Origin of the sequence: Metapseudomonas otitidis, assembly GCF_900111835.1 — a bacterium.
Classification (GTDB): domain Bacteria; phylum Pseudomonadota; class Gammaproteobacteria; order Pseudomonadales; family Pseudomonadaceae; genus Metapseudomonas; species Metapseudomonas otitidis.
Map to the genome: position 1 here is coordinate 58,887 of NZ_FOJP01000022.1, position 20,571 is coordinate 79,457.

17 protein-coding genes and 1 tRNA gene are annotated in these 20,571 nt (G+C 68.2%); 12 read left to right on the forward strand and 6 right to left on the reverse strand.

Going from position 1 to position 20,571, the window contains the following annotated elements; genetic code table 11:
- Positions 1-152: 152 nt before the first annotated feature.
- From BM198_RS25185 to BM198_RS25200, 4 genes are all read right to left on the reverse strand, one after another.
- A tRNA-Gly gene (locus BM198_RS25185) sits at positions 153-226 on the reverse strand.
- A 120-nt stretch (positions 227-346) separates the two neighbouring features.
- Entirely contained in the window at positions 347-1,231 is an 885-nt protein-coding gene (locus BM198_RS25190; RefSeq protein WP_074973362.1) for an alpha/beta fold hydrolase, read from the reverse strand.
- A 430-nt stretch (positions 1,232-1,661) separates the two neighbouring features.
- Positions 1,662-2,354 carry an RNA pseudouridine synthase gene (locus BM198_RS25195; RefSeq protein ID WP_074973364.1) on the reverse strand — a complete coding sequence of 231 codons (693 nt, stop codon included), beginning with the start codon at positions 2,352-2,354 and terminating at the stop codon, positions 1,662-1,664.
- Positions 2,354-2,560 (reverse strand): cysteine-rich CWC family protein, encoded by a 207-nt coding sequence (locus BM198_RS25200; protein ID WP_074973366.1) that lies wholly within the window; start codon positions 2,558-2,560, stop codon positions 2,354-2,356. Before BM198_RS25200 ends, BM198_RS25195 begins: the two co-directional genes overlap by 1 nt.
- Before the next feature lie 301 nt (positions 2,561-2,861).
- Here BM198_RS25200 and pcsA point away from each other — a divergent pair, with 301 nt between their 5' ends.
- The 4 genes from pcsA (at position 2,862) to BM198_RS25220 (ending at position 7,489) form a co-directional block, all read left to right on the forward strand.
- Positions 2,862-3,584, forward strand: coding sequence for a phosphatidylcholine synthase (gene pcsA / locus BM198_RS25205; RefSeq protein WP_074973369.1), 723 nt, complete (start codon positions 2,862-2,864; stop codon positions 3,582-3,584).
- A 149-nt stretch (positions 3,585-3,733) separates the two neighbouring features.
- Positions 3,734-4,270: a hypothetical protein gene (locus tag BM198_RS25210; RefSeq protein WP_044400139.1), complete on the forward strand. Its 537-nt coding sequence runs from the start codon at positions 3,734-3,736 to the stop codon at positions 4,268-4,270.
- A 468-nt stretch (positions 4,271-4,738) separates the two neighbouring features.
- Positions 4,739-6,103 carry a glutamine synthetase family protein gene (locus BM198_RS25215; RefSeq protein WP_074973371.1) on the forward strand — a complete coding sequence of 455 codons (1,365 nt, stop codon included), beginning with the start codon at positions 4,739-4,741 and terminating at the stop codon, positions 6,101-6,103.
- 75 nt (positions 6,104-6,178) lie between these two features.
- Positions 6,179-7,489, forward strand: coding sequence for an NAD(P)/FAD-dependent oxidoreductase (locus tag BM198_RS25220; protein WP_074973373.1), 1,311 nt, complete (start codon positions 6,179-6,181; stop codon positions 7,487-7,489).
- Between the two features lie 429 nt (positions 7,490-7,918).
- Here the strand turns inward: BM198_RS25220 and BM198_RS25225 are convergent, their stop codons facing one another.
- A complete protein-coding gene (locus BM198_RS25225) occupies positions 7,919-8,707 on the reverse strand; it encodes a helix-turn-helix transcriptional regulator (RefSeq protein ID WP_074973375.1) in 789 nt (262 codons plus the stop codon).
- Between the two features lie 150 nt (positions 8,708-8,857).
- Here BM198_RS25225 and BM198_RS25230 point away from each other — a divergent pair, with 150 nt between their 5' ends.
- From BM198_RS25230 to BM198_RS25240, 3 genes are all read left to right on the forward strand, one after another.
- On the forward strand, positions 8,858-9,673 hold the full coding sequence (locus tag BM198_RS25230; protein WP_074973377.1) for a carbon-nitrogen hydrolase family protein: 816 nt from the start codon (positions 8,858-8,860) through the stop codon (positions 9,671-9,673).
- 115 nt (positions 9,674-9,788) lie between these two features.
- Positions 9,789-11,111, forward strand: coding sequence for an APC family permease (locus BM198_RS25235; protein ID WP_074973379.1), 1,323 nt, complete (start codon positions 9,789-9,791; stop codon positions 11,109-11,111).
- Positions 11,112-11,239: 128 nt separating this feature from the next.
- Positions 11,240-12,316 (forward strand): bifunctional transcriptional activator/DNA repair enzyme AdaA, encoded by a 1,077-nt coding sequence (locus BM198_RS25240; protein WP_074973383.1) that lies wholly within the window; start codon positions 11,240-11,242, stop codon positions 12,314-12,316.
- A gap of 129 nt (positions 12,317-12,445) precedes the next feature.
- Here the strand turns inward: BM198_RS25240 and metR are convergent, their stop codons facing one another.
- Positions 12,446-13,363: a transcriptional regulator MetR gene (gene metR / locus BM198_RS25245; protein WP_074973385.1), complete on the reverse strand. Its 918-nt coding sequence runs from the start codon at positions 13,361-13,363 to the stop codon at positions 12,446-12,448.
- 147 nt (positions 13,364-13,510) lie between these two features.
- On the opposite strand from metR, the gene BM198_RS25250 reads away from it, so the two are divergent.
- The 5 genes from BM198_RS25250 (at position 13,511) to BM198_RS25270 (ending at position 20,231) form a co-directional block, all read left to right on the forward strand.
- Entirely contained in the window at positions 13,511-14,398 is an 888-nt protein-coding gene (locus BM198_RS25250) for a LysR substrate-binding domain-containing protein (RefSeq protein WP_074973387.1), read from the forward strand.
- A 95-nt stretch (positions 14,399-14,493) separates the two neighbouring features.
- Positions 14,494-15,603, forward strand: coding sequence for an agmatine deiminase (gene aguA, locus BM198_RS25255; protein ID WP_074973389.1), 1,110 nt, complete (start codon positions 14,494-14,496; stop codon positions 15,601-15,603).
- A gap of 10 nt (positions 15,604-15,613) precedes the next feature.
- On the forward strand, positions 15,614-16,699 hold the full coding sequence (locus BM198_RS25260; protein ID WP_074973392.1) for an extracellular solute-binding protein: 1,086 nt from the start codon (positions 15,614-15,616) through the stop codon (positions 16,697-16,699).
- Between the two features lie 109 nt (positions 16,700-16,808).
- The gene (gene metE, locus BM198_RS25265) at positions 16,809-19,094 is read left to right on the forward strand and encodes a 5-methyltetrahydropteroyltriglutamate--homocysteine S-methyltransferase (RefSeq protein WP_074973394.1); all 2,286 of its coding nucleotides are present in this window, start codon (positions 16,809-16,811) and stop codon (positions 19,092-19,094) included.
- Positions 19,095-19,235: 141 nt separating this feature from the next.
- Positions 19,236-20,231, forward strand: a complete 996-nt coding sequence (locus tag BM198_RS25270; RefSeq protein WP_044414444.1) for an alpha/beta fold hydrolase — start codon at positions 19,236-19,238, stop codon at positions 20,229-20,231.
- The last annotated feature ends 340 nt before the right edge of the window (positions 20,232-20,571 follow it).

Sequence of the window (20,571 nt, forward strand, 5' to 3'; positions counted from 1 at the left end):
GCGGAGGGTCGCGCATCATGTGCGCATGCGTACGCGAAACAGTCAGTACAGGCTCAGCCGTTGACTGCATGCCGATTTGGGGAAACGGCCCCCAAAACGGCCCCCAACTCTTTCCGGTTAACCCGGTGGGCAGCTGGAAGGCCCGTGGATTCTGGAGCGGGCGAAGGGAATCGAACCCTCGTCATGAGCTTGGGAAGCTCAGGTAATGCCATTATACGACGCCCGCTTGCGAGGCCGACTTTTTACCAGAAGTCGTGGCCGAAATGAAGCCCCGCCCCTGAACCTTCCGTGATGAAACGCACCTTGCCGGCCGCCTGCGTCGGGCGCTGGCGGCCGGGTGTGCGCGTCATACGGCCATGGCCTGCGGGCCCAGGCCGTGGAGGACGCGGGGCTGCTGGCTGCGGGTGGGGGCGTTGAGGAAGCCCAGCAGGACGTCCTGGGTCTGCTGCCAGCCGGCCTTGTGCTCCAGGTCGATGAAGTGGCCGGCGTTGCGGATGGTGGCGAACTGGCAGTCGCGCACGTGGCGGGCGAAGCCGCGGGCGTCCTCGGGGGAGGTGTAGAGGTCGTGCTCGCCGTTGATGAACAGCAGGGGGATGTCCACGGCTTGCAGGCAGTCGACGTAGCAGTGGGCGTCGAGGTTGAGCACCTGGCGGATGTGGAAGTGCATCTGCAGGTATTCGTGGTCGTCGAGGCTGGCGACGTGCTTGTGGTTGAAGCGCTTGAACAGCGCCGGCAGGTAGCTGCCGATGGTGGCGTTGACCAACTGCGCGACGTTCTCCCGGTCCAGGGCCTGGAGGTGGGTCATGCCGTTGCGCAGGTAGTCGAGCATCGGTTCGTTGAGCACCGGCGAGAAGGAGTTGATCACCGCCTTGCGGATGCGCGCCGGGTTCTGCGACAGGGCCAGCAGGGTGGCGACGCCGCCCCAGGAGAAGGAGGAGACATAGTCCACCTGGTGGTGCTCGATGAGCGCGAGGAGGATCTCGGCCTCGGCTTCCTTGGTGACGGGGCTGCCGTGGTCGTTGTGGGGTTTGGACTGGCCGGCGTAGGGCTGGTCGTAGAGCACGACGTTGAACTGCGGGTGCAGGTACTTGACCGTCTGCGCGAACGAGGCCGTGGTGGCGAGGGAGCCGTTGACCAGGATGATGGTCCGGCTGGCCTGCGGGTTGGCGTAGAACTCCGTGTGAACCTTGTACTTCCTGTTGACTGTGACGACTTGGGTTTGAGGCCTCATGTCGTTTCCTCCGGGCGCAGGTTGGACGAGCGGGCGATGGGGGCATCGTTCGCGGCGCATGGCAGTCAGATAAACGCCTGGAGATGACAGGGGAATGTCAGGCGAGGATTTTTAGAATTATTTATTTTTCAATGATTTACAGCGAAAAAGGGTGGCCGTTCCAGCGCCGTTGAAGGGCGTTGGAGTGGGTCCTTTGACCAGGCAGGTGAAACAGGGCAGGGCGCGTGCGCCGGTACAGCGGGTCGCTTGGAAGGTTGTTGTGACTCATTGGTCACACTCTGACCTTGGGTTGGGAGTTAAGCAGCCGCGTTTTCCGCCCGCAAGCCTCTGGCCGAAAAAAATCCTGCAGTTGGTCGGCTGCCTGGCCACGGAGCTGTGAGTGGGGCCGGGGGTGAAAGGTTCGGGAGATCGGGCGGCCGCTGGTCGGGCCTCAGAACAGGGCGATCTCGCCCGGCGTGAGGGCGCGGTACTGGCCGGGGCGCAGGGCCGGGTCCAGCGGCAGGTCGCCCATGCGCTCGCGGTGCAGGCCGACGACCTTGTTGCGGAAGTGACCGAACATGCGCTTGACCTGGTGGTAGCGCCCTTCGTGCAGGGTGAGGCGGGCCTGGCGCGGGGCGAGGATTTCCAGCTGGGCGGGGCGGGTGACGAGGTCTTCGTAGGCGAAGTAGAGGCCGGCGGCGAAGGCGGCGATGCAGGCGGGGTCGATCTCGTCTTCGGTCTCCACGCGGTAGACCTTGGGCTGCTTGGTTTCGGGCTGGGTCACGCGGCGCGACCAGAGGCCATCGTTGGTGATCAGCAGCAGCCCGGTGGTGGTGAGGTCGAGGCGGCCGCCCAGGTGCAGTTCGTGCTTGTCGGGCTCGTCCAGCAGGTCGAGCACGGTGGGGTGTTCGTCGTGGCAGGTGGCGCTCACCCAGCCGGCCGGCTTGTGCAGCATGAAGTAGCGGGCAGGCTTGCCGGGCTGGATCTCGCGGGCGTCGAGGGTGACGCGGTCGAACACGCGCACTTCGCGCCGGGCGTCACGCTCGGGGGCGCCGTTGACCTGCACGCGGCCGGCGGCCAGGGCGAGGCGGGCGTCCTGGCGGTTGAGGTCGGGGAGGTTGCCCAGCAGGCGGTCGAGGCGCATCAGGCGGGCTCGTCGTCAGCGCGCAGGCGGGCACAGCGGGGGCACAGGCAGGCGCGGTCGCGGGCTTCCAATGGCACCTGGCGCAGGGCCTCGGGGTCGATCTCGACGCTGAAGCACCAGCACGGCTGGGCGTCGCCACGGGCGAGGCTGCACTGGTTGGGCTGGCCGCAGAGCGGGCAACGGGCGGGGTCGAGGGGATGGCTCATGGCACGGGCGTCGGGTTTCGGCGCGCTAGGGTGCAGCGGGGTGGGCGGGGATGCAAGCCGCAGCGGGCCGACGGTCGGTCAGGCGCCTGCCGGGCCTCTGGCCGGGGCGCTGCGGCGGCACAGGGGCAAGCCGCTGGGCGGCGGAGCGTGCCCAACGTGAAGGAAGCTGCATCGAATGACTGGCGCAACGAGTAGAATCTTCGGCATTGTGCCCGTCGTCGCTCGGACTCGATCGATGAACGTGTAGGAAAAACCTGTTGTCTACCCAACATCGTCACCACTCAGCGGAATAGAGACGAACGTGTCCACTCAAATCAACGCGGTCAACAAAGCCAAGGCCTGGTCGGCCCACGGCGTCACTGCCACCGGTGTGGTGCTGGCCCTGATGGCCATCCTGGCGCTCTTCGACAACCAACCCCGTGACTGCCTGTTGTGGCTCGGCGCGGCGTTGCTGGTGGACGGCCTGGACGGCAGTTTCGCGCGCAAGGTCCAGACCAGCACCATGCTGCCGAACTTCGACGGTTCGACGCTGGACCTGGTGATCGACTACCTCACCTACGTGTTCATCCCCGCCATCTTCATCTACCGCTACGTGCCGCTGCCGGATTACACCGTGCTGCCCACGGTGAGCCTGATCCTGGTGTCGTCGCTGTTCTGCTTCTGCAACCTGAACATGAAGAGCAGCGACAACTACTTCGTCGGCTTCCCCGCCGCCTGGAACGTGGTGGCGCTGTACCTCTACCTGCTGGACCTGCCGCCGGTGGTGAGCTTCGGCATCATCTGCGTGCTGGCCGCGCTGACCCTGACCAAGCTGAAGTTCCTGCACCCCTTCCGGGTGAAGCGCCTGATGCCGCTGAACATCACCGTGACCTTCGTGTGGATGCTGAGCAGCATGTTCCTGGTCATCCAGTACCCGGGCATGAAGCCGATGATGCTGGTGCTGTGGGGCCTGTCCTCGGCCTACTTCGTGGGCGTGTGCCTGTGGCGCAGCCTGATGGACTGGACCGGCAAGCTCCGCGCCTGAGCCGGTTGGTGGTGAAAGAGCCCGTCCTTGTGGACGGGCTTTTTCGTGGGGCATCGGCGGCTCGGCAGCACGAGGGCCGGTTCGGCTGACGGCGCGGCGGCTTGCCTATATCCTTCACGCCTCGTTATCCACCCCAGGACTTCCTTGCCATGAAAGCGCAGCTCGTCGAACTCATCACCAAAATCAGCTCGGGTTGCATGACCGAGCAAGAGATCGAGCAGATCGCCGACGAAGCGGCCCAGGCCTATGCCGACCCGGAAGCCTTCCTCGCAGCCAACCCCGACATCAACTACGACGACACCTTCACCATCCCCCTCGGCGAGTGGGTGGTGGTGGGCAGCCTGCCGGAGACCGTGCTGTTCCACGCGGACGACTACCCGGAGCTGCTGAGCCAGATCATCGCCTCCTTCGGTCCGAGTGTGACCTTCAACATCCAGCCCAAGCAGCTGAAGAAGGTCGAGCCGCTGCGCGCCGTGCGCAGCATCCAGGTGCAGCTCAGCGCCCTCTACCCGGAGAAGGGCGGCTACGTGCTGGTGGGCTTCAGCGACCCGATGGAAGAGGGCGTGCTGCAGGCCGTGCTGGTCTACACCCAGGACCTGCCGCGCGTGCTGGAGCTGGCCGAAGAACTGGGCATCGAGGCTGTGGCTGTCTACGAGGCCATGCAGGGCGCCCAGGACGACGCCTGAGGCATGCGGGGGCGGAGTCATTCGCGAAGGCCCGGTGCCCGGGCACTTCGCGGTCGAGCCCGCTTCCACGGGCGGTAATTTGTTTAGCGCCGCCTGAACCAAAGATAGGAAAAACTGGATTTTAAGCACCCATGGGGGCGTGCGAGTCTCCGGGGCATCCTTGTTTTCGGCACCTTTCCGATGGGTTCGACCCGCACAACCGCCCCCGTATCGCACACGCCGCCCCACCTGGGCAGCGTGCGCTGGCGGTGCCGCCGGTGGCCGGCCCTGACCCGCGTCTCCCTCCCTCTCGAACTGGCCTTCTGGGCGCTCTGGCACTGCCGCCACGCGCGCCCGCCGGATAGCGCACCTGCCTGATCGCGGCCCACGCGCCGCACCGTGACTATCGTTGACCTTGCCCGCCTGCACAGCCTTTGCATGGCCAGGGACGGGACCATTTCGCGCGCCACAGGGCGCAGAGGGAGCCACATGACATTCGCCAGAGCGCAGGAAGCCCAGGACTTCCTGGACCAGAACCCGGACATCGACACCTTCGAGCTGTTCATCCTCGACGCCAACGGCGTGCCGCGCGGCAAGCTGCTGCACCGCGAGGAACTGCTCGCCGTCTACCAGAGCGGCCGGCCGCTGCCGAGCACCATCCTGGGGCTCACCCTCAACGGCGAGGACGTGGAGGACTCCGGCCTGGTCTGGGACGTGGGCGACATCGACTGCCGCGCCTACCCGCTGCCCGGCAGCCTGGTGCGCCTGCCCTGGCGGCGCATGCCCACCGCCGCGCTGCAGGTGTGCATGCACCCGGAAGAGGGCATGCCGGCGGTCATCGCCGACCCGCGCCACCTGCTGGTGCAGGTGATCGACCAGCTCAAGGCCGACGGCTACCACCCAGTGATGGCCTGCGAACTGGAGTTCTACCTGCTGGACCAGAAGAACGACGCCCAGGGCCGCCCGCAACCGGCGCTGGACACCGACGGCCGCCGCCCGCGCACCACCCAGGTCTACGGCCTGCGCGAGCTGGAGCAGATCGAGCCGTTCCTCGCCGACCTCTACGCCGCCTGCAAGGCCCAGGGCATCCCGGCGCGCACCGCCATCTCCGAGTACGCCCCGGGCCAGGTGGAGATCACCCTGGAGCACGGCGACGCGCTCACCGCCATGGACCAGGCCGTGCGCTACAAGCGCCTGGTCAAGGGCGTGGCCAATGCCCACGGCATGCGCGCCTGCTTCATGGCCAAGCCTTTCGACCACCTGGCCGGCACCGGCATGCACATGCACGTCAGCCTGGCCGACGCGCAGGGCCGCAACCTGTTCGCCAGCGAAGACCCGGCCGGCACCCCGCTGCTGCGCCTGGCCGTGGGCGGCATGCTCGAGTCGCTGCTGGATTCGCTGCTGCTGTTCTGCCCCAACGCCAACTCCTACCGCCGCTTCCAGGCCAACAGCTACGCCCCGCTGGCGCCCACCTGGGGTGTGGACAACCGCACCGTGAGCCTGCGCGTACCGGGCGGCCCGGCGGCCAGCCGGCATGTGGAGCACCGCATCTGCGGCGCCGACGCCAACCCCTACCTGGCGGCGGCCGCCATCCTCGCCGGCATCCACCGCGGCCTGCGCGACGAGATCGACCCCGGCGAACCGGTCCAGGGCAACGGCTATGCCCAGGCCACCGAGCGCCTGCCCACCGACTGGCTCACCGCCCTGCGCGCCCTGGAGGCGTCCACCTGGGCCCGCGAAGCGTTCGGCGAGGCCTTCCTCGGCGTGTACCTGGCCGTGAAGCGCGCCGAGTACCGCCAGTTCATGGCCGAAGTCAGCGAGCAGGACTGGCGCTGGTACATGGACCAGGCCTGACCCTTTTTTGCGCGGGCCGCTGGGCGGCCTGCACCCGTTGGATGCCCCCCACAGGGGCACTGAAGGAATGACCCGATGAATGCTGCACTGAAGAACACCGCCAGCGCCGAGCGCTGCCGCTCCTACTACACCGCCACCCTCAACCAGGAGACCGACTACCCCACCCTGACCGGCACGGTCGAGGCGGACGTGGTCATCATCGGCGGCGGTTTCACCGGCGTCGCCACCGCCGTCGAGCTGGCCGAGCGCGGGCTCAAGGTGGCCCTGGTGGAAGCCAAGAAGATCGGCTGGGGCGCCACTGGCCGCAACGGCGGCCAGGTCACCGGCAGCCTTTCCGGCGACGAGGCCATGCGCAAGCAGATGCGCCAGCGCCTGGGCAAGGATGTGGATGACTTCATCTGGAACCTGCGTTGGCGCGGCCACGAGATCATCAAGCAGCGCGTCGCCCGCTACGGCATCCAGTGCGACCTCAAGCACGGTCACCTGCACGCGGCGATGAAGCCCGCGCACATGGACGAGCTGAAGGCCTCCTACGAGGAAGCCCTGGCCCGTGGCATGGAAGGGGAGGTGACCCTGCTGGATGCCGCCGGCATGCGCAGCCACCTGGAGAGCGACCTGTACCTGGGCGCGCTGAAGAACACCCGCAACATGCACCTGCACCCGCTCAACCTGTGCCTGGGCGAGGCCCGCGCGGCCGAGAGCCTGGGGGCAATGATCTTCGAACACTCCGAGGTACTGGAGATCGTCCACGGGCCGCGCCCGGCGGTGGTCACCGCCCAGGGCCGGGTCAACGCCGGGCAGGTGCTGCTGGCCGGCGACGTCTACCACAAGCTGGAGCGCAAGAAGCTCAAGGGCATGATCTTCCCGGCCATGGGCGGCATCGTCACCACCCGCCCGCTGGGCGAGGTCGCCGACCAGATCAACCCGCAGGACCTGGCCGTCTACGACTGCCGCTTCGTGCTCGACTACTACCGCCTCACTGCCGACAAGCGCCTGCTGCTGGGCGGCGGCGCCAACTACTCCGGGCGCGACTCGCGGGACATCGCCGCGGAATTGCGCCCGGCCATCGAGCGCACCTTCCCCCGGCTCAAGGGCGTGGAGATCGAGTTCCAGTGGAGCTGTGCCATGGGCATCGTCATCAACCGCATCCCGCAGCTGGGCAAGCTCTCGCCCAATGTCTGGTACTGCCAGGGCTACTCCGGCCACGGCGTCGCCACCACCCACATCATGGGCGAGATCATGGCCGAGGCCATGACCGGCACTTTGGGGCGCTTCGACACCTTCGCCGGCTGCTCCCACATCAAGGTCCCCATGGGCGACGTGTTCGGCAACCCCATGCTCGCCGTGGGCATGTGGTACTACCAGATGCTGGAAAAACTCCGCTAAAACCCCGTAGCCCGGGCTTCAGCCCGGGTGGCCCATGCCGGCCGCATGGGCTTCGCCGAGCTCAGCCCATCCTACGTGGGCCTTGCCCGCTCCTTGTGGGAGCGGTTTCAACCGCGAAGTTTGGTGGCGCCTAGCCTTGATCGCGAATGCATTCGCATCCACATGGCACGGCACCTACCGATCCGCAGCCCGCCACCAACGATGGGCTTCGCATAGTTCAGCCCATCCTACGGACGGAGCAGGCCCGTAGGATGCGGTGAGCTCGGCGAACCGCATCGATCCGTTACGGGGATGTGGGAGTGGTTTCAACCGCAAAAAGGTGAGGGCGCCAGGCTTGATCGCGAATGAATTCACACCCACGGGGCACGGTACCTGTAGGGGCGAATTCATTCGCCAGGGAGCGCGCAGCGCTCCCCTCGCCTCTGCGGTCTACCCCCGCTGCGCCTTGAGGAACAGCGAGAACAGCTCCGACTGCGACTTGATCCCGAGCTTGGCGTAGATGTGCTTGCGGTGGACCTTCACCGTCTCCGCCGAGATGGCCAGCTTGCGTGCCACTTCCTTGCTGGAGCAGCCGCTGAGCATCAGCCGGGCGACTTCCAGCTCGCGGGCGGTGAGGGCGCTTTCCACCTGCTGGCCCACCTGTTCCAGCTGCACCTCCCAGTTCGGCGCCGGTTGCGGGGTGCTGGCCAGGCGTTCGGCCTCGAAGGCCAGGCGCTGGCGCATCAGCCCCACTACCCAGGGTTCCACCAGGCTCAACAGCGCGATCTGCTCGGGGGTGAAGGCCTGGCGCGAACCAAGCGAGAGGCACAGGGTGCGCCCGCCCTCCAGCGGCACGTTGAACTGCAGCTCGTCGGTCACCACGTTGAGGCGGTGGTAGCGCTGGTAGTAGTCGGTCTGCTCGAAGCATTCCGGCGCCACGTCGGCCAGGCGCAGCAGGCCGCCACGGCTGCTTTCGCGGCTGTGGATATAGAAGGGGTCCAGCAGGTAGAGGCCGTCCAGGTAGTCCTGGAACAGCAGGTCCGGCTCGCCGTCCTCGCCCGGGCATTCGGCGAACACCTGGGGCCGGCCTTCGCTGAACAGCAGCGCCACCCAGCTGTCGTGGGGCACGTACTGGCCGAGGGTGCGCACCAGCGCCACCCAGAAACCCGGGGCGTCCAGCGACTCGATCAGTTGCCCCACCGAGCGGTGCCAGGCGATGTCCTGCAGGCTCAACGTCATGCTTCTACCCCTGATGGGTTACCACGCGGGCGTGATTTCACCGAAGGCGCCGGGGGTTCCATACTGCGCGAACACCGGGACCGACGCAGCGCGCATTCTGACCGTTTTGCGCCAGCAGGTCTCGCGCAACGACAAGAATCAGGAGTGCCCATGAAGGTCGAACTCGTCCAGCTCACCGGTCGTGACGGCGATACCGCCCACAACCTCGCCGCTGCCCTGGAAGCCATCGCCGCCTGCGCCGCCGACACCGACCTGGTGGTGTTCCCGGAGACCCACCTGATGGGCTTCCCCACCGCCGAGAACATCGCCGCCGTCGCCGAACCGCTGGATGGCCCCACCGTCCAGGCCGTGCGGCGTGCCGCCCGCGAGCACGACGTCGCCGTGGCCATCGGCATCGCCGAGAACGACGCCGGCACCTACTACAACACCACGCTGCTCATCACCCCCGAAGGCATCGCCCTGACGTACCGCAAGACCCACCTGTGGGCCTCCGACCGCGGCATCTTCACCCCCGGCGACCGCTACGCCACCTGCCTGTACAAGGGCGTGCGCGTGGGCCTGCTGATCTGCTTCGACATCGAGTTCCCCGAGAGCGCCCGCGCCCTTGGCCAGCTCGGCGCCGAGCTGATCATCGTCACCAACGGCAACATGGACCCCTACGGCCCCACCCACCGCACCGCGATCATGGGCCGCGCCATGGAGAACCAGGCCTTCGCCGTGATGGTGAACCGCGTGGGCGAGGGCGACGGCGGGCTGGTGTTCGCCGGTGGCAGCGCCGTGGTCGACCCCTTCGGCCACCTGCTGCTGGAAGCCGGGCGCGAGGCGTGCCGGCAGGTCATCGAACTGGACCTGGCCCAGCTCGCCGCCGCCCGCAGCGACTACCGCTACCTCGACGAACGCCGCCTGCACCTGCCCGGCCGGCTGGTCGAGCACGAGGGCGGCCTGCGCGAGTGGCTGATCCCCTGAATCACGATCTGACGGGCGCCTGCAGGGCGCCCGCCTGGCCGCCCGTTCGAGGCGGTCGCTCCACCTTCGCCGACTTCGGCTCTGCCATAACAACCAACAATTCGGAGTAGCAGTAATGGCTCGTCTTCAGCGCACCCTGTCGCTGGGGTCCGTGGTGCTGTTCGGCATCGCGTACATGACCCCGATCATCGTCCTCGGCACCTTCGGCATCCTCGCCGACGTCACCCAGGGCCTGGTGCCCGCCGCCTACGTGGCCGCCTCCCTGGCCATGCTGTTCACCGCGCTGAGCTACGCGCGGATGGCCGCCGCCTTCCCGGTGGCCGGCTCGGCCTACACCTACGTGCGCAAATCCATCAGCCCCAAGCTGGGCTTCCTCGCCGGCTGGGCGGTGCTGCTGGACTACCTGTTCCTGCCCATGGCCATCTGGCTGATCGGCGCGGCCTACCTGCACTCGGCCTTCCCCGACGTGCCCCAGGCGCTCTGGGTGCTGGCCTTCATCGGCGTCACCACGGCCATCAACGTGGTCGGGCTGAAGCTGGCCAAGACCGTCAACGGCGCGCTGATGCTGGTGCAGTTCCTGGTGCTGCTGGCCTTCGTCGCGCTTTGCGTGCACTACGTGCTGGGCGATGCGAGCAAGCCGCTGTGGTCCCTGGCGCCCTTCGTCGGCGAGGGCCTGAACCTGCCGCTGGTGATGAGCGGCGCGGCCATCGCCTGCTACTCCTTCCTCGGCTTCGATGCGGTGAGCACCCTCACCGAAGAGACCCGCGACCCGCGCCGGACCATTCCCAGGGCGATCCTGCTGATCACCCTGATCGGCGGGCTGATCTTCATCGTCACCTCCTACTTCGTGCAGCTGGCGCACCCGTCCATCGAGTTCCAGAGCGCGGATTCGGCGGCCTACGAGATCGCCCGCAACATCGGTGGCGATGTGTTCGTCTCGGTGTTCCTCATCGGCCTGATCGTCGGCCAGTTCACCTCGGGCCTCTCCGCCCAGGCCAGCGCCTCGCGCCTGCTGTTCGCCATGGGCCGCGACGGCGTGCTGCCGCAGTCCCTGTTCGGCCGCCTCAGCGAGCGCTTCGGCACCCCGGTGGGCAGCATCGTGCTGTGCGGCGTGGTGGCCCTGCTGGCGCTGAAGATGGACGTGACCACCTCCACCTCCTTCATCAACTTCGGTGCCTTCCTGGCCTTCAGCCTGGTGAACCTGTCGGTGATCTTCCATTACTGGCTGCGCAGCGATCAGCGCGGCCCGCGCGAGGCGCTGCTGTTCGTGGTCTGCCCGCTGATCGGCATGGTCTCCACCCTGTGGCTGATGATCAGCCTCGACCACCTGGCGATCATCCTCGGCCTCTCCTGGCTGGCCCTGGGGGTTATCTACCTCGCCTGGCTCACCGGCGGCTTCCGTCGCCAGCCGCCGGAGTTGCACTTCGAAGAGGCCTGATGGCCACGTCGGGGAGGGCGGGCACCCTGCTCGCCCGCCCCGTGGAATGGACGCCCGATCCAAGGCGGCACAGGACGGTTTCCTGGCATAAAGTGGGCGCTCTTTTTCCCACGGTTCCGGAGCCGGCCATGGATGCCCCGCTGTTCGATTCGCTACCCGATGACGAGACCCTCTACCAGGCGCTGCTGGAGCGCGACCCGGCCTATGAGGGCTTTGCCTTCGTCGGGGTCAAGAGCACCGGGGTGTTCTGCCGCCTGACCTGCGCCGCGCGCAAGCCCAAGCGGGAGAACTCGGTGTTCTTCGGCAGCATCAAGGCCTGTGTCGAGGCGGGTTTCCGGCCCTGCCTGCGCTGCCGTCCGCTGGACCAGGTGGGCGCCCGGGAGCCGCTGGTCAAGGAGCTGGTCGCGCTGCTGGAGCAGGACCAGGAGCGGCGCTGGCTGGAAGACGACCTCGTCGCCCTCGGCCACGACCCGTCCACGGTGCGCCGTGCCTTCAAGCGCCATTTCGGCGTGACCTTCCTCGAAATGGCCCGCCTGCGCCGCATCGGCCAGGGCCTGGCCCAGCTTTCCGCCGGGGCGCGGGTGGTGGACGCCCAGGTGAGCGCCAGCTTCGACTCCGACAGCGGCTTCCGCAGCGCCTTCACCCGCCTGCTGGGCGAACCGCCGTCGCACCTGCGCGGGCGCGAGCTGCTCAAGGCCGACTGGCTGGAAACGCCCCTGGGCGTGATGCTGGCGGTGGCGGACGCGCAATCCCTGCACCTGCTGGAGTTCTTCGACCGGCCGGCCCTGGCCAACGAATTGAAGAACCTGCAGAAACTCACCGGCACCAGCATCGGCTTCGGCCGCTTCGCCCTCATCGACCAGATCGAGGCGGAGCTTTCGCGTTACTTCGCCGGCGAACCGGTGGTCTTCGCCACGCCGCTGGCCATGGGCGCCTCGGCCTTCACCCGCAGCGTGTGGCAGGCCCTGCGCGAGATCCCCTTCGGCATCACCTGCAGCTACGCCGACCTGGCCCGCGCCATCGGCTCGCCCTCGTCGGTACGCGCCGTCGCCTGCGCCAATGGCACCAACCAGATCGCCATCGTCATCCCCTGCCACCGCATCATCGGCTCCGACGGCTCCCTCACCGGCTACGGCGGCGGGCTGTGGCGCAAACGCTGGCTGATCGAGCATGAGCGGCGGATGGCGCGCGCGGTCCCGGGCTGAAGCCCGGGCTACTTGGCTGGCGCGTGCTTCCTCGTAGGAGCGAGCTCTGCTCGCGAAGCCACTGGCGGCGCTGCGCACCGCTGGGCGACTGAAGTCGGCCCTACAGGGAGGGTGTCGGTGGAGTGCGCATCAACGTGCGGCGCTGACGCCTTCGAGGGTGGCGAAGGAGGTGTCCTTGGCGGTGAGCAGGAAGTCGCGCATGAAGGGGGCGTCGAGCATGTCGGCGCGTATGGCGGCGTGCAGGGTGGCGTACAGGCCCTTGTCGCCCAGGCGCTTGGCGGTGACGTAGCCCCGCGAGCTGTACTCGTGCAGCGCCCAGTTGGGCAGGCAGCACACGCCGCGGCCGCTGGCCACCAGCTGCATCATCATCACCGTCAGCTCAGCCGTGCGGATCTGCGCGGGCTCGACGTCGGCCGGTTCGAGGAAGCGGGTGAACACGTCCAGGCGGTCGCGCTCCACCGGGTAGGTGATCAGGGTTTCGCTCTCCAGGTCCTCGGGCACCACGTAGGGTTTGCCCGCCAGCGGGTGCTGGTTGGCCACGGCCAGCAGTGCCTCGTAGGTGAACAGCGGCACGTAGCTGATGCCCGGCAGTTCGATGGGGTCGGCGGTCACCACCAGGTCCAGGTCGCCCCGGGCCAGGGCCGGCAGCGGGGCGAAGGAGAAGCCCGAGGCCAGGTCCAGCTCCACTTCCGGCCAGGCGTCGCGGAACTGGTCGATGGTGGGCATCAGCCACTGGAAGCAGCTGTGGCACTCGATGGCCATGTGCAGGCGCCCGGCGGTGCCACCGGCCAGGCGCGCCAGGTCGCGTTCGGCGGCGCGCATCTGCGGCAGCAGGCTGTCGGCCAGTTGCAGCAGGCGCAGGCCGGCGCTGGTGAAACGCACCGGCTTGGTCTTGCGGATGAACAGGGGCAGGCCGAGGCGCTCCTCCAGCTCCTTGAACTGGTGGGAGAGGGCCGACTGGGTGAGGTGCAGGCGCTCGGCGGCCTCCACCAGGCTGTCGGCCTCGCGCAGGGCATGCAGGGTCTTGAGGTGGCGTACTTCGAGCATGCGTGGGCTCCCGTCCATGAATGGAACTGGTGAAGAATCGAAGGGCCATGAGTTTCCTTCATCCATCGTGTGGGTGTCGAGCGGCGCCCTTGTCGCAGCCTGTGGCTTGCGCCAGCATGCGCCGTCCGTTTCCGGGAGCCTTCTGCCATGCGTCGCCTGCCTTCGCTCACCGCCCTGCGCACCTTCGAGGCGGCCGCGCGCCATGCGCATTTCGGCCGTGCTGCCCAGGAGCTGTGCGTCACCGACAGCGCGGTGAGCCACCAGATCCGCCAGCTGGAGGAGCAGCTCGGGGTGGCGCTGTTCGAGCGCGAGGGGCGCCAGGTTCGCCCCAGTGCGCCGGCGCGGCGCCTGTTGCACAGCCTGCAGCAGGCCTTCGAGCTGATCCTCGATGCCTGCGACGAGCTGCGCGACCCTGGTTCCCAGGCCCAGCTGCGGGTGGCGGTGACCACCGAGCTGGCGCAGAAGTGGCTGGTGGGGCGGCTGGCGGATTTTGCCGAGCGCCACCCGCAGATCACCCTGCACCTGCACGAGCAGCCGCTGGAGGCGCAGCTGCCCGGTGCGGAGATGGACCTGGCGATCATCTACGGCACCGGTCCGGAGGACGCCAGCGGCTACTTCGTGCGGCCGCTGCCGACCCTGCAGTTCTTCCCGGTGTGCAGCCCGGGCCTGTTCAACCAGTCGCCCCTCAAGCACCCCCGCGACCTGGCGCGCCACTGCCTGCTGCACGACGACCAGGACGGCAAGACCTGGAACGCCTGGCTGGCCACCCACGCCGCCGACCTGCGTCCGGCCCGGCACCTGTACCTGGGCCACGCGGGGCTGACCATGGAGGCGGCGGCGCGGGGCCAGGGGGTGGCCATCGGCGACAACCTCACCAGTGCCGAGGACCTGGCCAGCGGCCGGCTGGTGCGGCCGTTCGCGGCCCAGGTGCCGTCCCTCGGGCAGTACGCGCTGGTGTGCGAGCGCCTGCGGCTGGACAAGCCGGCGGTGGCGCAATTCGTCGACTGGTTCAGTGATCAACTGGCCGATATGTGAATTGAATTCAGGGGTTAAGCGAAAAAGGTCATTGGTCGCCGCCGCGTCGGCGCGGGTACTGTCGGGGCATTCCCATCCCCCACGAGGACCTGAACATGGCACGCACCCTGACTTCCCTGCCCAAGGCCGACGGCTTCCGCCTGCCCGGTGAATTCGAACCCAAGGCCCGCTGCTGGCTCGGCTGGCCGGAGCGCCCGGACGTGTGGCGCAACGGCGCCAAGCCGGCGCAGAAGGTCTGGGTGCAGATCGTCAGCGCCATCGCCAGCAGCGAGCCGGTCACCGTCTGCGCCTCGGCAGCGCAATACGCCAACGCCCGCCGCCTGCTGCCCGAGCACGTGCGGGTGGTGGAGATGACCTGCAACGACACCTGGTTCCGCGACAGCGGCCCGGCCTTCCTGGTCAACGACGCCACCGGCGAGGTGCGTGGCGTGGACTTCGAGTTCAACGCCTACGGCGGCCTCGATGGCGGCCTCTACTACCCCTGGGACAAGGACGACCAGATCGCCCAGAAGATCCTCGAGATCGAGGGCTACGACCGTTACCGCGCGCCCTTCATCGCCGAGATGGGCGGCATCCAGAGCGACGGGCAGGGCACCCTGCTGACCACCGAGCAATGTCTGCTCAACCGCAACCGCAACGCCCACCTGGGCAAGACGGAAATGACCGGGCGCCTGTGCGACTACCTGGGCGCCGACCAGGTCATCTGGCTGCCCCGTGGCTGCAAGTTCGACGAGACCGATGGCCACATCGACGATCTGGCCTGCTTCGTGCGCCCCGGCGTGGTGGTGATGCAGTGGACCGACGACCGCAGCGACCCGCAGTGGGAGATCTACCAGGAGGCCTACGACATCCTGCGCAGCACCCGTGACGCCCGTGGTCGCGCGCTGGAGGTGCACAAGCTGCCGCAACCGCGCGTGCTGGAGTGGACGGCGGAGGAAGCCGAGGGGCTGGACCAGGTGGACGGCACCCATCTGCGCGAGGCCGGCACCCGCATCTGTGCGTCGTACATCAACTACTACGCCGGCAACTCGGCCATCGTGCTGCCGCTGTTCAACGACCCGTGCGACGTGGTCGCCCAGGCCACCCTGGCGGAGCTGTTCCCGCAGCACCGCATCCTCGGCATCGGTTTCTCCCGCGAGATCCTCCTGGGGGGCGGCAACGTCGCCTGCATCACCATGCCGCAATACGCCGCGCGGCAGCGCTAGGAGGCTCACCATGCGCTCGCTCGCAGCCGCACTCCTGCTCGGCCTGGGCCTGTGTGCCCAGGCCGAGGACGCGCCCCGGCAGGTCAACCTGTTCATCTGGGGCGAGTACATGGCACCGGATACCCTCTCGCGCTTCCAGGCCGAGACGGGCATCCGCGTGGTGGCCGACCACTTTGACTCCCTGGAGGCGATGGAGACCAAGCTGCTCACCGGCCACAGCGGCTACGACCTGGTGCTGACCGCCGGCCAGCACCTGCAGCGGGCGATCCGCAGCGGCGCCATCCAACCGTTGGACAAGGGCGTGCTGCCGAACTTCGCCGGGCTGGGGGATGAATTCGTCCAGCACATGGCGGCCTTCGACCCGGGCAACCGCTACGCCGGGCTCTACGCCTGGGGCACCACCGGCTTCGGCTACCAGGAGGAGGCCATCCGCACACGCATGGCCGATGCCCCGGTGGACAGCTGGGCGATGCTGATGGACCCGGCGGTGGTGGCGCGCTTCGCCGACTGCGGGGTGAGCCTGCTGGACGACCCCAACGAGGTGTTCGGCGCGGCCATGCGCTACCTCGGCCTGGACATCAACCGCCAGAACCTGGACGACCTGAAGAAGGCCGCCGAGCACCTGGCGACGATCCGCCCCTCGATCCGCTACTTCGCCAACGACCGCAACATCAACGACCTGGCCAACGGCAACACCTGCCTGGCGATGGCCTGGAACGGCAACGCCACGGTGGCCGCCAGCCAGGCGACCCAGGCCGGCAAGCCGTACCACATCCGCTATTCGATTCCGCGGGAGGGCGCGCAGATCTGGTTCGATGCGATGGTCATCCCGGCGGATGCGCCGCACCCCCGCGAGGGGCTGGCGCTGATGGACTTCCTCATGCGGCCGGACGTGATCGGCCCGATCACCAACAGCATCGGCTACGCCAACGCGGTGACGGCGGCCTCGGCCACGGTGGACCCGGCGATCCTCACCGACCCCGGCACCTACCCGCCGGCCGAGGTGCGCGCCCGGCTGTATACCAAGAACGACAACGGCTCGGCCTTCAACCGCGCCCTGACCCGGGCCTTCACGCGCTTCAAGTCGGGCACCTGAGTGCTCGGTTTTGTATGAGCGTTTCTTGAGTTGAAAGAGAATTTTATGAGTTTGTCTCATGTTCTGTGGGTGCCCAGAATGCCCGGCATTCACAGACAAGGAGACAGACATGGTCCGGGTACATTCCCTCGGCTTTCCCCGCATTGGTCGCGATCGCGAGCTGAAGAAGGCCCTTGAAGCCCATTGGAAGGGCGAGCTGGACGAAGCCGGCCTGCGCGACGTGGGCCGCACCCTGCGCGCCGAGCACTGGCGCCTGCAGGCCGAGGCGGGCATCGAACTGCTGCCGGTGGGCGACTTTGCCTGGTACGACCAGGTGCTCACCCATTCCCTGATGGTCGGCGCGGTGCCGGAGCGCTTCCGCCCGGCCGACGGTCGCGCCACCCTGGCGACCCTGTTCGCCATGGCCCGTGGCGTGGGGGCTGGCTGCTGCGGCGGACACGCCCAGGAGCTGACCAAGTGGTTCGACAGCAACTACCACTACCTGGTCCCCGAATTCAGCGCCGGCCAGACCTTCCACCTCGGTTGGGAACAGCTCTTCGAGGAGGTCGACGAAGCCCTGGCGCTGGGCCACGCGGTGAAGCCGGTGGTGCTCGGCCCGCTGACCTACCTCTGGCTGGGCAAGGCCAAGGGCGGTGCCTTCGACCGCCTGGACCTGCTGGAGCAGCTGCTGCCGGTGTACGGCGAGATCTTCCAGCGCCTGGCCGAGCAGGGCGTGGAGTGGGTACAGATCGACGAGCCGATCCTCGCCCTGGACCTGCCCCAGGACTGGCGCACCGCCTTCGAGCGGGCCTACAACCTGCTGCAGCGCGAGCCGCTGCGCAAACTGGTGGCCACCTATTTCGGCGGCCTGGAGGACAACCTCGGGCTGGCCGCCAGCCTGCCGGTGGACGGCCTGCACATCGACCTGGTGCGCGCCCCCGAGCAGTACCCGACCATCCTCGACCGGTTGCCGGCCTACAAGGTGCTGTCCCTCGGCGTGGTGAACGGCCGCAACGTCTGGCGCTGCGACCTGGACCGCGCGCTGGAGGTGTTGCGCCACGCCCATGAGCGCCTGGGGGATCGGCTGTGGGTCGGGCCTTCCTGCTCGCTGTTGCACTGCCCGGTGGACCTGACCCGTGAGGATCGCCTGGACGCCGAGGTGAAGGGCTGGCTCGCCTTTGCCGTGCAGAAGTGCGCCGAACTGGCGCTGCTGGCCCGCGCCCTGCGCGAACCGGAGCACCCCGAGGTGCTCACCGCCCTGGCTACAAACCGCGAAGCGTTGGCGGCCCGTGCGGCCAGCACCCGCATCCACAAGCCCGAGGTGGCGGCGCGCCTGGCGGCCATTCGCCCGCAGGACAGCCAGCGCCAGTCGCCCTTCGAGCAGCGCATCGTCCGCCAGCGCGAGCGCCTGGGCTTGCCGGCGTTCCCCACCACCACCATCGGCTCCTTCCCGCAGACGGCTTCCATCCGCCTGGCACGCCAGGCCTACCGCCAGGGCAGCCTGTCGGCGGCGGCCTACACCGAGGCGATGCAGGCCGAGATCCGCCACGCGGTGGAGGTGCAGGAGCGCCTCGGGCTGGACGTGCTGGTGCACGGCGAGGCAGAGCGCAACGACATGGTGGAGTACTTCGCCGAGCAGCTGGACGGCTATGTGTTCAGCCGCTTCGGTTGGGTGCAGAGCTACGGCTCGCGCTGTGTGAAGCCGGCGATCATCATCGGCGACCTGTCGCGTCCGGCGCCGATGACGGTGGAGTGGATCCGCTATGCCCAGGGCCTGACCGGCAAGTGGATGAAGGGCATGCTCACCGGGCCGGTGACCATGCTGATGTGGTCCTTCCCCCGCGAGGACGTGCCCCGCGAGGTGCAGGCGCGCCAGCTGGCGCTGGCCATCCGCGACGAGGTGCAGGACCTGGAGGCGGCGGGCATCCGCATCGTGCAGATCGACGAGGCGGCCTTCCGCGAGGGGCTGCCCCTGCGCCACAGCGGCTGGGCCCATTACCTGGAGTGGGCCACCGAGGCCTTCCGCCTGGCGGCCAGCGGGGTGCGCGACGACACGCAGATCCACACCCACATGTGCTACAGCGAGTTCAACGATGTGATCGAGTCCATCGCGGCGATGGACGCGGACGTCATCACCATCGAGACCTCCCGTTCGGACATGGAGCTGCTGCAGGCCTTCGAGGCCTTCGCCTACCCCAACGAGATCGGTCCGGGGGTCTACGACATCCACTCGCCCCGGGTGCCGGACACCGCCGAGATGGTCAAGCTGATGCGCAAGGCGGCGCGGCGCATCGACCCGCAGCGCCTGTGGGTCAACCCCGACTGCGGCCTCAAGACCCGTGGCTGGCCCGAGGCCGAGGCGGCGCTAGTGAACATGGTGGCCGCAGCGCGGCAGCTGCGGGCGGAGTTCGCCTGACGCGCCGTTGGGGCTGAGGCGAGGAGGGCGCCATGACCGTTGGGCGCCCTTCATCAAACTGTCACGGTTCTGTGGCAGAGCGCACGACGGGAATTCATCAGAATCGCGCTTCACTGGGGTTCTGCATTCCGGATTTCCACCATGCGCCTGTTCATTCTTCTCGTCGCCCTGCTGGGCGGCCTGCCAGCCTTTGCCGCTGCGCGCTGCGACACCCACGTACCCACCGAGACGGTGGCGCTGGGGGACGTGCGCCTGGCCTACCAGAGCATCGGTGATGCCGATGACCCGGCCCTGCTGCTGATCATGGGGCTGGGCGGCCAGCTCATCCATTGGCCGGACGAGGTGGTGGCGGCGCTGTGCGAGCAGGGTTTTCGCGTCATCCGCTACGACAATCGGGATGTCGGCCTGTCCGCCTGGGCCCAGACGGCGCCCAGCGCGAACCTGACCTATGAAGTGATCCGCTACCGCCTGGGCTTCCCCGTGGAGGCGCCGTACAGCCTGCGGGACATGGCCGGCGACGCGCTGCACCTGATGGACGCGCTGAAGGTGCGCGAGGCTCATGTGCTCGGCGCCAGCATGGGCGGGATGATCGCCCAGCACCTGGCGGATATGGCCCCGGAGCGGGTGCTGAGCCTGACCCTGGTGATGACCAGTTCCGGCGCCCAGGGCCTGCCGGCGCCCAGCGATGCCTTGCTGGCGCTGCTGGCCCGCCGCGAGGCGCCGAACCGCCAGGTGGCGCTGGAACAGCAGGCCGATCTGCTGGCCGCCCTGGGCAGCCCGCAGGTGACCGATGACCGGGCGCAACTGCTGGAGCAGGCCGCGCGGGCCTATGACCGGGCGTTCAACCCCGAAGGTGTGCAGCGGCAGATGCTGGCGATCCTCGCCGAGCCGAGCCGGGTGGAACTGCTCAACCGCCTGCACGTGCCGACCCTGGTGGTGCACGGCACCGCCGACCCGCTGCTGCCGGTGATGCACGGGGTGCATGTGGCGGCGCATATCAAGGGCGCGGAGCTGCGGTTGATCCCCGGGCTCGCCCATCGCTTCCAGGACGCCTTCAAGGAGCCGCTGCTGGCCGCCGTGCTACCGCACCTGATGGCCCACCGGCAGCCGGCGGACGGGCACTTCGCGCAGTTGTGAGTGCGCTGCCTACATAGGTTCGAGCGTTGCTCGCGAAGCCTCTGGCCTTCGTAGCCCGGGCTTCAGCCCGGGAGCGGGGTGGGAGTTCCCGGACTGAAGTCCGGGCTACGCCAGGTTCATTCATGGCGCTGTGCCGCCCCAGCGATGGGCTTCGCACAGCTCAGCCCATCCTACGGAGCAGCCCGTAGGATGCGGTGAGCTCGGCGAACCGCATCGATTCATCGCGGGGGTGTAGGCGCGGGCGTTGCTCGCGAAGCCTCTGGTCTTCGTAGACGGGGCTTCAGCCCGGGGGGCAGGGCGGGCTTCCCGGACTGAAGTCCGGGCTACGTCAGGTTCACTC